This window comes from Chryseobacterium sp. MIQD13, from assembly GCF_050496705.1.
In the GTDB taxonomy this organism is placed as follows: domain Bacteria; phylum Bacteroidota; class Bacteroidia; order Flavobacteriales; family Weeksellaceae; genus Chryseobacterium.
Genome location: NZ_JBNWAF010000002.1, coordinates 569,056 through 577,967, shown reverse-complemented (window position 1 = coordinate 577,967; position 8,912 = coordinate 569,056). Strand labels below are relative to the sequence as shown.

Below are 8,912 nucleotides of genomic sequence, written 5' to 3'. Positions count from 1 at the left end.
AAATAGTTTTACTTCATACATTTATAACCCATTACCTATAAGCAAAAGCCAACTTTTTAGTTGGCTTTTGTGGTTTATACATAGTTACATTTAAGAGAAATATGATTCTGAAACAGAAAATAAATAATTGGGTATGTCATGGTAAAATCAGCTGGCTTTTAACTTTTTATAAATTCAATTCTTTTGTATTTCATAAATTTTGAAAGATAACTTCTTTTAAATGGACAAACTGAATGCTAATATTGTTTTTCATTAATTTAAAATTATTTAATGTCAATCTATGCAGGACAAAAAAATCACTTCAATAAGTATGAATAAATTAATTTAGGGAAGTTATTTCGTAGAATTTACCTTTGAAAATAGGAAAAAGTTCAACATAAGATTATTAAAAATTAAGTAATAGGATTATATATTACTAAGTATAAAAAAAGGGTGCTTCATTCTAAATTTAAAATGTCATGGAGCACCTCCTGTATTGTATGAGGAATATATTTTTTTGACTGTTACATTTTGTGCAAAAGCATCACCACTATAGTTAACTGAGTTTATCAAAAGCTTTTGATGAATTTCATAAAAACAATATTTTATCTTTGCATTGTAAAAAGGAGAAATAATAAAAGCAGTTTCACTTATTTACAACAGAACAAAAACAAATGATATAAAAATGGCAAGAGGCTTCAGACAGAAGATCCGTCAGAAAAATACTGAAAACAGCGGTTTTGGAAGCAATGCATCCGGAAGGTTCATCAATAAAGACGGGCTTCCGAATGTAAAACGGAAAGGCGTGAATGTATTCAATAGATTAAGCTGGTACCATACCATGCTGAATCTTTCCACTTTCCGGTTCTTATCCTATCTCGTAATTGCCTATATTCTGGTGAATCTGGGATTTGCGTTAATTTATTACCTGATTGGAGTAGAACACCTTACCGGAATCGATAAAAGCGATCCACTGAATGAATTCATCGATGTTTTCTTCTTCAGTTCGCAGACTTTTACCACAGTAGGGTACGGAAGGATTGCGCCTGTAGGTTTTACGGCAAGTCTTGTAGCTACTTTTGAAGCATTTCTGGGATTGCTTACCTTTGCCATTGCAACCGGGCTTTTTTACGGAAGATTTTCAAGGCCGAGAGCTTACCTTCGTTTCTCTAATATTGCCGTTATTGCCCCTTTTAAGGAATCCAGAGCCCTGATGTTCAGGCTGGCGCCTTTTAAAGACAATGCTTTAACGGATGCCGAAGTTATAGTTTCAACGGCTATCGAAGTTATTGAAAATGGAGCTCCAAAAAGTAATTTTTACTCTTTAGAGACCAATTTAAATAAAATCAATACTCTGGCGCTGAACTGGACGGTTGTACATGAGATCAAAGAAGATTCACCATTCTACGGATTTTCTGAAGATGATTTTAAGAATACAGATATTGAAATAATAGTGCAGATCCGCGCATTTGATGAGGTTTTCTCCAATACTGTGGTTCAAAGATCATCCTATGTTTCGGCGGAAATTGTTTATGGGGCAAAATTTACCCCGATGTATTATGCGAACAATAATGACCTTACAACGATATTGGACCTTGATAAAATTAATGAATATCAAAAAGCTGATCTTCCGGCTATAGCTGAGGATAATGAATAAATGAATTTAGACCTTTATAAAAAGCAGGCTTTACAGAAGCAGAAAGAACATAAAAAATTCCTGGACGGGCTGAAAAAAAAACCGCCCAAAAATCTGGATTATGTAGTTCAGGAGACTCATGATGAAGTTTTTAATGAAGTAGACTGTCTTCAGTGTGCCAATTGCTGTAAAACAACCGGACCTTTATATACTGAAAAAGATATTGAACGTATCTCAAAACATTTGCGGATGAAACAGGCTGATTTTGAAGCCAAATTTTTAAGAGTGGATGAAGACAATGACAAAGTACTCCAAAATCTTCCCTGTTTTTTCCTTAATAATGACAATACCTGCTCCATTTATGAAGTAAGACCGAAAGCCTGCCGGGAATACCCACATACAGACCGTAAAAAGATCTATCAGATCAATAATTTAATGCTGAAAAACACAATCATATGCCCTGCTGCCTATGAATTTGTGGAAAGAATGATGAAGAATATTTCGAAATAAACCTACTTTGTAAAATATCTTAAATAATTATAAAGTACGTTAAATAAGACCGTTACGCATAATTTAATAAAAAGAGTGTCGTTTAAGTTAAACAATCATTTAAAATATTACATTATGAAAAAGTTAGTTTTAACAGCAGCGTTTACTTTAGTCGGCGTAATCGCAGTATCGGCTCAGACACAGACACAGCAGCAGAAGCCTGCCGATACATCTAATAACCAGACCACTCAAATTCAACAGAGCACACAGACGAGCACTTCTACAGATGCAAGCGCTCAAAAACAAAATACCACAGCAACTGCTACGGTAGATGCAGCAGCTCCGGTTGCAGCAACTGAAGCTACAGCAACAGTAAGCGCAGAGGCTACAACAGATGCTGCAAAACCTGCAGAGGCAACCAAAGAAGAAAGAAAAGCTAAGAAAAAAGCAAAGTCCTCTAAGTAAATATTAAACAAAGTAGAAAGGGAATCCTGGGGTGTAATGTCTCAGGATTTTTTCTGATCTATCTCCTGAGCTCTGAACTGTACTATTTTTTTCACAAGTTCAACAGGCATATTCTGGTCCACCGGAAACTGAACTGCTCCTTTTGAAAATTTGTAGTGATTTTTCTCAAAATCTTTTTCAAAAGCCCTTATACCTTCAGCTCCCGGATAAAATCCTATGTGTTTTTTGTATCCGGCAAAGTAAACCAGAGGTTTCCCTTTATACCTGAATGCAGGCATCTGGTAGCCAATGTATTCTTCCAGTTCCGGAATTTCGGCATGAATGGCCTCTCTTAATTCAATAAGCTTCTGCTGAACTTCATCAGGAAACAAAAGAATATACTCATTACTGTTTTTGAAGGTGTTTTTCATCTTATAAAAATAAAAAAAGCGCTGTACAAATACAGCGCTTTCTCCTTTCACTTTTTACTTTTTTCCCATTATCCCGGGAACAGGCTATATCAAAAAAGGCTGGGAATTTTCCCAACCTTTGTTTATTTTTATACTACTCCCTGAGCCAGCATTGCTTCTGCAACTTTCACGAATCCGGCAATATTTGCCCCTTTCACGTAGTTTACATAGCCATCTTCGTCTTTTCCGTAGTCTCTACAAGCTTTGTGGATGCCGATCATAATCTCTTTTAGTCTTGCATCAACCTCTTCAGAAGTCCAGTTAAGACGAATAGAGTTCTGTGTCATCTCAAGACCTGAAGTAGCAACACCTCCGGCATTGGAAGCTTTACCTGGTGAGAATAATACTTTATTATCTAAGAAATAGTTGATGGCATCTAGTGTAGAAGGCATATTTGCAGCTTCAGTAACACAGATACATCCGTTTTCCACCAAAATTTTAGCATCTTCAAGATCTAGTTCATTCTGGGTTGCAGATGGGAATGCTACATCACATTTTACACTCCAAGGACGTTTTCCTGCGTGGAATTCTGCAGAAGGATATTTTTTAGCATAATCTTCAGCTCTGTTGTTTCCTGAAGATCTTAATTCCAATAAATAATCAATCTTTTCGCCGCTGATACCGTCTTTATCATAGATATATCCATCAGGACCGGAAATGGTTACAACTTTAGCACCAAGCTCAGTTGCCTTTTTAATAACTCCCCAGGCTACGTTTCCGAAACCTGATACTGTTACTGTTTTTCCTTTAAAATCCTGTCCGATTGATTTAAGCATCTGCTCGGCGAAGTATACTACACCATATCCTGTAGCTTCAGGACGGATCAGTGATCCTCCGTATGCAAGACCTTTTCCTGTAAGTACCCCTGTAAATTCGTTTCTGATTTTTTTGTACTGGCCGAAAAGATATCCGATCTCTCTGGCTCCAACACCAATGTCTCCTGCAGGTACGTCTGTTTCAGGACCGATATGTTTACATAATTCAGTCATGAAAGCCTGGCAGAAACGCATCACTTCCATATCAGATTTACCTTGCGGGTCAAAATCTGAACCACCTTTTCCTCCACCCATCGGAAGAGTTGTCAGTGAGTTTTTAAATACCTGCTCGAAAGCTAAGAATTTAAGAACGGAAAGGTTTACTGTAGGATGGAAACGGATTCCTCCTTTGTATGGTCCAATCGCAGAATTCATCTGGATTCTGAAACCTCTGTTTACCTGGATCTCTCCTTTATCATCAACCCATGGAACTCTGAAAATGATAATTCTTTCAGCTTCAGCCATTCTCTCAAGAAGTTTCATTCCTGTATATTCCTTCTTTGTCATAATAAACGGAATTACAGTCACAGCTACTTCTTTTACGGCTTGTAAAAATTCTGGTTCATTAGGATTTTTTGCTTCAATCTTGGCAATAAACTCCTGGATTTTCTGGTCAATATTATATTGTTCCATATATTAGGGTTGAATATTATTGTCAACAAATTTAATTTTTTTTTCAAGATTCACAATACTGTATTTCAACATTGCTGAAAATTAAATAATAATGTGTCGAAATATTATTAAATTGATAATTTGTGTGTAAATTTTGTTAAAAATTAAAAGTTAGGTCTCAAATAATGCAATATTAAGAAATCGTTAATTCTCAAATTGTCACGAATTGCCTCCCGGAAAATGATTTTACTTTCCCCAAAAGCTCCAATTCCAAAATTATGGGAAGAATTTTATATGAAGGTACCGAAATCATCTGGGCAAGATCGTCCAGAGATACCTGAGGATGGGCTTTGATCGATTGAAATACGGTTTCCTGAGTGTCAGTAAGTTGTACATCTGTCTCGTCATAAGGAAACAGTTCTGCAACTTTTTCTTTTGAAAGATTGAAGCCGAGAGAATCTATAAGATCTTTAACAGAGGAAATAGCCGCTGCTTTATTCTGGAAAACCAGCTGGTTGCATCCCTGGCTATATGGATCTGTTATCTTTCCGGGAAGGGCAAATACTTCCCGATTATAGTCATTGGCGAAAGATGCAGTGCTTATTGAGCCACCTCCAAATCCAGTTTCTACCACAATTGTTGAAGGAGAAATTCCTGCTATGATCCTGTTTCTTTGTATGAAATTTTCCCGGTCCGGTTTTCGGGAAGAATTGAATTCTGTAAACAATGTTCCGCCTTCCTCCAGAATTCTTTCGGACAGCTTTTTATTTTTTGAAGGATACAGCGTGTGAAATCCATGGGCAAGAACAGCTGCCGTTGGAATTTTATACTGAATAGACTGTTCATGGACCTCCTTGTCAATGCCAAGAGCTAATCCGCTGACAGATATGTATTTAGAAAGCTTTGCCGCTTCAAAGAAATCTCCAATGAATTGTTTGCCATATGAAGTCATATTTCGGGTTCCTACAATGCTGATTTTCTGTAAATTGTCATCAAAATTTCCTTTCTGATAAAGAATAGCGGGAGCATCATCACATTCGCTAAGTAGAAAAGGAAGTTCTTTAAGGTGTCGCAGATTAATCCGGATACTGTTCTTTTCACAGAATTTTATTTCTTTTTCTGCAAATTTCAGATATTCCTCGTTTCCAATATCGCTTACAGTTTTTCGGCCTATACCTTCTGTTCCTGAATATTCTTTTTTTGCTTTTTTCCATGCTTCTTGAGCACTTCCGAAATTTCGTATAAGTTTTTGAAAATTAATATCGCCGATCAGGCTGCATTCGCGCAGAGCAATTGCATAGAGGTGTTCTTCAGTGATCATGTGTGTTTTTTTTCAAATGTAATGAAATAAGATTTATCTTTTTCTTAATTCATCCAAATGATCCCAGATGTCATCACTTTTTTTGTAAGGTAGCTCCAGAAAGTCTTCGGGGTGATTTTCTTTGTATTCCTGCCAAAGTTTATCATCTTTTTCGCTGTAATAGTTTGGAAATTCCCAGATATATTTCTTTTTCCTGTCACCCACGTTCTTAAAAGCAAAAGCAATAATACTTCCTACAACTGCCCCCGAAAGATGAGCCTGCCATGAAATTTTACTCGGTTCCTGAAGGTTGTAAAATAATTCCTCGGGAAACATGCCCCAAACCAAACTGCCATAATACAGAACAACAAGCATTGATATGGTTAGCAGCTTCATATTCCATTTAAAAACTCCGCTGAAGAACAGGAAAAATGCAAGAACATATACCACTCCGCTCGCCCCAATGGTACAGGTATACATATAATCGCCGGTGAGAATGTCTATAGGAGGTAAAAGCCAGACCAGCAGTCCTGTAGCCAGCCAACCGATAATAAAGACCTTGTTGGCAACCAATGGGTAAAACTGGTACAAAAGAAACAGAAGAACCGCTACCGGAATAGAGTTGCTTATGATATGATCGATATTTCCATGCAGAAGAGGAGAGGTGATGATTCCCAGTAAGCCTTCCGGCAACAGAGGTATGATAGCCCCAAAACAGCTTTGGAAAAAACCCTGCATCTGCAGAAAGTAGCCGAGCCACATTGCGGAAAGCATCAGCAAGGGCATTATAACAGCTCTTTTGGAAATTATATTTTTAAACATGTTGATCTTACGTCAAATCAAAAGCCAATGATAAATTTCGGAAAATTTGTCGATGTATTGAAAGGAGAGGAGTGTATTTTAAGACAAAAGGTTTCAATTTTAGTCTTTTAAGCTTAATATTTTGAAAGAGAATGTATTAAAGTGACCTGTTTTTATCTGTTTTAAGAAAATTTATCCTGTTTTTAAGGCTTTTTATAAGTCAATATTCGCTTAAAAAAAATTATATTAATATTTTTGCAGTGAAAATCATGTGAAGTAATGAAGAAGTTTTTATTGATTCTTTCCTTTTCTATAGGGATTTTTGCAAGCGGACAAGAAGAATTGAAAAAAGATTCAGTAGTTGTAGATACTATAAAATACTGGTCGGTATTAGGGAAAAATACGCTGATGATTAATCAGGCCTCCTTTTCAAACTGGGTAGGTGGAGGAGCCAACAATGTAGGATGGCTCGCCGGGGTAAATTATAATCTTACCTATGAAAAAGACAATGACCTTTGGGAGAATATTATCGTTCTGGATTATGGTCAAAATGATACCAAAGGACTTGGTGTAAGAAAAACACAGGATGTAATCAATGTTTCAACCAACTACGGGCGGAAATTTTCAAAAAGCTGGTATTTCTCTTTAGGCGCAGGTTTGCAATCGCAGTTTGCTGCCGGATATGAGGACGGAAATAATCCCGCTGCAAAAAAGATCTCCAATTTTATGGCTCCCGGTTATCTGAATCTTGGTATGGGTATCACGTACAGACCAAATGACAATCTGACGGTAACATTACGTCCTACCAACGCCAGATGGACTTTTGTTCTGGATAAAGAGCTGCAGCTTGCCGGAAATTATGGTTTAAAGAATGATGGGGACAGATCGCTTATACAGTTTGGTTTTTTGGGAACGGCTTTATACAAAGTAAAATTGATGGAGAATGTTCACATAACCAATACTGCATCTGTATTCTCCAATTATCTTGATCATCCGGAAAGACTGGTTCTTGCTTATGGGGCAGTTTTAAACTTTAAAGTCAATAAATTTATATCATCCAATGTTACTTTAGACCTGCTTTATGATCATAATCAGATCCAGAAAACGCAGCTGAAACAGACGCTTGGGATAGGATTTGCCTATACATTGAATAATGGAGTAAAACGTTCTGACCGTAAAGACAGTCAGTGGTGGATTAAAAAATAGACTGTATTATTCGGTCAACAGAATAAAAGCGCTTCAATATGAGGTGCTTTTTTATGAAAAAACGGTAAAATTTTAAGTAGGGATAAGTTCATTCAGCCTGTTTTTTCAATGTATTTTCCAGTCTTTTAATGTATTAAATAACAATTTAATATTTCAAATGAGGGTGATTAGTTTTTTAACAAAAATTATATGTATATTTTTGTACCGAAAATCCTTTACTTATGAAAAAACTTTTATTGGCTGCTTTCATTTCTTTTGGAATCAGCGCAATGGCTCAGGAAGCCAAAACTGATGCTGTCGCTACAGATACCGTAAAAGCATGGTCTATCCAGGGCCAGAATACCTTAATGCTTAACCAGGCTGCATTCTCTAACTGGGTTGGCGGTGGAGCCAATAATGTTGGGTGGCTTGCCGGAGTTAATTATAATCTTACTTATGAAAAAGGTAAAGATCTGTGGGAAAATATCATTATCCTTGGATACGGGCAAAATAATACAAAAGGTATCGGAACAAGAAAAACACAGGATGTAATTAACCTGTCCACCAATTACGGGCGTGAATTCGCCAAGAACTGGTATATTTCCGGCGGAGCAAGCTTGCAGACCCAGTTTGCAGGTGGCTACGAAGACGGAAACAATCCGGATGCGAAAAAAATCTCCAATTTTATGGCTCCGGGATATCTTAATATCGGCGCAGGGGTTACTTACCGTCCGAATGATAACTTTACAATGACGCTTCGTCCTGCTAATGCGAGATGGACATTTGTTCTCGATGAAGATCTGCAAACTGCAGGAACTTATGGACTTAAAAATGATGGAGATTCTTCCCTGTTCCAGTTCGGTTTCTTGGGAACGGCTATCTATAAAATCAAGATTATGGAGAATATCAACCTGACGAATACAGCTTCGGTATTTTCAAACTATCTTGACCATCCTGACCATTTGGTGCTTGCATACAGCGGAATCCTTAATATGAAGATTAATAAGTTTATTTCAACGAATATTACACTGGACCTGCTGTATGATCACAATCAAATTCAAAAGACCCAGCTTAAACAGACTTTGGGAGTAGGATTTGCTTATAATATCGATAACGGGAAAAAACGTTCTGATAAGAAAGAAAACCAGTCCTGGATGAAATAATTCACGAGAGACTATCAA

Annotated in this window: 9 protein-coding genes; 5 read left to right on the top strand and 4 right to left on the bottom strand. The window is 36.9% G+C overall.

The genetic code is table 11. The features are described from left to right. Positions 1-664: 664 nt before the first annotated feature. From ACQWU4_RS09640 to ACQWU4_RS09630, 3 genes are all read left to right on the top strand, one after another. Positions 665-1,636 (top strand): ion channel, encoded by a 972-nt coding sequence (locus ACQWU4_RS09640; RefSeq protein WP_429935552.1) that lies wholly within the window; start codon positions 665-667, stop codon positions 1,634-1,636. After that, positions 1,637-2,125, top strand: coding sequence for a YkgJ family cysteine cluster protein (locus ACQWU4_RS09635; RefSeq protein WP_429935551.1), 489 nt, complete (start codon positions 1,637-1,639; stop codon positions 2,123-2,125). It abuts the gene before it with no gap. 114 nt (positions 2,126-2,239) lie between these two features. Continuing rightward, positions 2,240-2,569, top strand: coding sequence for a hypothetical protein (locus ACQWU4_RS09630; RefSeq protein WP_429935550.1), 330 nt, complete (start codon positions 2,240-2,242; stop codon positions 2,567-2,569). A gap of 41 nt (positions 2,570-2,610) precedes the next feature. Here the strand turns inward: ACQWU4_RS09630 and ACQWU4_RS09625 are convergent, their stop codons facing one another. The 4 genes from ACQWU4_RS09625 to ACQWU4_RS09610 all read right to left on the bottom strand — a co-directional run bounded on the left by ACQWU4_RS09625 (position 2,611) and on the right by ACQWU4_RS09610 (position 6,567). Then, positions 2,611-2,979 carry an iron chaperone gene (locus ACQWU4_RS09625; protein WP_429935549.1) on the bottom strand — a complete coding sequence of 123 codons (369 nt, stop codon included), beginning with the start codon at positions 2,977-2,979 and terminating at the stop codon, positions 2,611-2,613. A 128-nt stretch (positions 2,980-3,107) separates the two neighbouring features. Then, positions 3,108-4,466, bottom strand: a complete 1,359-nt coding sequence (gdhA, locus tag ACQWU4_RS09620) for an NADP-specific glutamate dehydrogenase (protein ID WP_429935548.1) — start codon at positions 4,464-4,466, stop codon at positions 3,108-3,110. Between the two features lie 190 nt (positions 4,467-4,656). Continuing rightward, a complete protein-coding gene (gene dprA / locus ACQWU4_RS09615) occupies positions 4,657-5,766 on the bottom strand; it encodes a DNA-processing protein DprA (protein ID WP_429935547.1) in 1,110 nt (369 codons plus the stop codon). Between the two features lie 33 nt (positions 5,767-5,799). Further along, positions 5,800-6,567, bottom strand: coding sequence for a rhomboid family intramembrane serine protease (locus tag ACQWU4_RS09610; RefSeq protein WP_429935546.1), 768 nt, complete (start codon positions 6,565-6,567; stop codon positions 5,800-5,802). A gap of 258 nt (positions 6,568-6,825) precedes the next feature. On the opposite strand from ACQWU4_RS09610, the gene ACQWU4_RS09605 reads away from it, so the two are divergent. Both ACQWU4_RS09605 and ACQWU4_RS09600 read left to right on the top strand, forming a co-directional pair. Continuing rightward, positions 6,826-7,752 carry a DUF3078 domain-containing protein gene (locus ACQWU4_RS09605; RefSeq protein ID WP_429935545.1) on the top strand — a complete coding sequence of 309 codons (927 nt, stop codon included), beginning with the start codon at positions 6,826-6,828 and terminating at the stop codon, positions 7,750-7,752. Between the two features lie 221 nt (positions 7,753-7,973). Further along, positions 7,974-8,894 (top strand): DUF3078 domain-containing protein, encoded by a 921-nt coding sequence (locus ACQWU4_RS09600; protein WP_429935544.1) that lies wholly within the window; start codon positions 7,974-7,976, stop codon positions 8,892-8,894. Positions 8,895-8,912 lie beyond the last annotated feature (18 nt).